Source organism: Psychrobacter sp. (assembly GCF_036731945.1).
In the GTDB taxonomy this organism is placed as follows: Bacteria; Pseudomonadota; Gammaproteobacteria; order Pseudomonadales; family Moraxellaceae; genus Psychrobacter.
The window spans coordinates 4,356-6,150 of sequence record NZ_DAINDI010000103.1; the positions used below are offsets into that span (position 1 = coordinate 4,356).

3 protein-coding genes are annotated in these 1,795 nt (G+C 35.3%); 1 reads left to right on the forward strand and 2 read right to left on the reverse strand.

Going from position 1 to position 1,795, the window contains the following annotated elements:
• A partial coding sequence (locus V7D75_RS13950; RefSeq protein ID WP_333615045.1) for a helix-turn-helix domain-containing protein occupies positions 1-319 on the forward strand: 319 nt, incomplete at its 5' end.
• Positions 320-453: 134 nt separating this feature from the next.
• Here the strand turns inward: V7D75_RS13950 and V7D75_RS13955 are convergent.
• Together V7D75_RS13955 and V7D75_RS13960 are read right to left on the reverse strand one after the other, a co-directional pair.
• Positions 454-840 carry a CopG family antitoxin gene (locus tag V7D75_RS13955; protein ID WP_333615046.1) on the reverse strand — a complete coding sequence of 129 codons (387 nt, stop codon included), beginning with the start codon at positions 838-840 and terminating at the stop codon, positions 454-456.
• 247 nt (positions 841-1,087) lie between these two features.
• Positions 1,088-1,399, reverse strand: coding sequence for a hypothetical protein (locus tag V7D75_RS13960; protein ID WP_333615047.1), 312 nt, complete (start codon positions 1,397-1,399; stop codon positions 1,088-1,090).
• Positions 1,400-1,795: the final 396 nt, after the last annotated feature.

Genomic DNA, 1,795 nt, shown 5'->3' on the forward strand with positions numbered 1-1,795 from the left:
AAGCGTAAATATGATGTTTTTAGACCCATTACCGCACTCAGAAATCAAAGCAACTGCCAAAAGTATTGCTAAATACTGTTGGAAGCATGATGCATACCATTACAACGAGTTTATCTATCGTCAGGCAGTAAAGGGAAGTAAAGGTGGTAAAGCTAGTAACTCACCAAATGGAGGTATGGCAAGATCAGCAAAGTATAATGATAAGAGAGCTGAAGCAACTAAGCTTAGAGATTTAAGCCTTACTACGAGAGAAATAGCGTTAAAGCTATGTGTATCAGATCGAACAATACGGAACTGGCTAAAAAAACCAAGTATTTAATGCGGAAAGTGCAAGCCTAAATCAGATAACAGCCTTTTTAGGCTGTTATCTGGATTATGGAGGTGGCTTCAGAGTCTCTATCCTTCTGACGGAACCACCTAGAAAAGTTTTGTATTCTCTGCTTAGGCTATTATCTATGCTTGCTTCTGTAACATATCTTCCATTTGTCTCATTTTCTCTTTCAGTCTTTCGTTTTCTGAGATTGCTTGGTTTAGTTCCTTTCTGTTTTCTGCTGCCACAAATCTCTTCATCACTTCTCTGATTAGTGTTTGGTACCCTAAGCCTTCTTTCTTGCCAATCTCTTTTAAGTCTTGTATCAATGGTTCTGGTAGTCTTATAGATATCAGTTGCATCTTACTACTTAGTTTTTCTTCGTCGTTACCATTAATCAATTCTACGTATTGCTTATCCAAGACTGCGCGTTCTACGTACTCTTCATCCGCGCCATATTCTCGGCTATCCCATTTTTCAATTTCTTTCTCATCAAAGATTGCTTCTATAATAGGGTCAGATTTATACATTTTCTATTTACCTTTTAAATTAAATGTCTTTTTATGCTTTAAATTAAATTTTCACTTATCTTTAAGTTATATATTTCTAATTTGTTCAGTATCTATTCATTTTGAAGTTTCTATAAAATTCGGGTGCAGTCAACTACTATGCCTAGCGTTTATATAGTTTTTATGGGCACAGCTGTGTTCGAACATTTAGTTTTTTAATCGATAATTATTACTTTAGATTAAAAGTAATAATTATCCTTATGCTTATTTAAGAATATTTGTTAAATATTCTTATTTCTTCTTCGTTTGCTTCATACGCTGTTCGAATATAGAACAGGCCGTTATATTCGATAAAGCACACTTTGATCAATCTACCTGCATCTGTTTCACTTACGAACCATTTTGTAGGTGGTGTTGAAGCATGCTTGCTTCTTGTATCAATCAGAAAAGTATCGTTGTTATTACCGAAGCACTGAGCTATTTCTGTTTTACTAACTTGATGCCCTGGTTTCAGTTTTATTTTGTCTGTAATCTTTTCAGATATTACCAGTTTTTTTGTAATTGGATGCTCATCTATCACTCCTTCCTCCAATATGAATTTATTTACTATTTTTAGATTATACTTTTAATTCAAAGCCTCAAAACAGATCGTATATACGATCTGTATATACGTATAGTATATATACTTCGTTTGCTTGTCAACTAGTCCCCACTCAATTAAAATTAGGCCAATTACATTTTTTTAGAAATAGCCTATTAAGCCAGCATATACCGTGGGTACAATATCTACTTCGTTACTATTGACCCAAGGCATACTGGTAAGGGGAAACCCCTTAACCCCAACCCCTCACAAAAAGCCGTGAGGGGCAAAAAACAACCGCTAGACCGAGGTTAAAATGGCAAGGACAAAGTGGCTAAAAATCAGAGTGTCTGATGATGAGCTTCTAGACATTAAAAAGCGTGCAGGCAGACATGA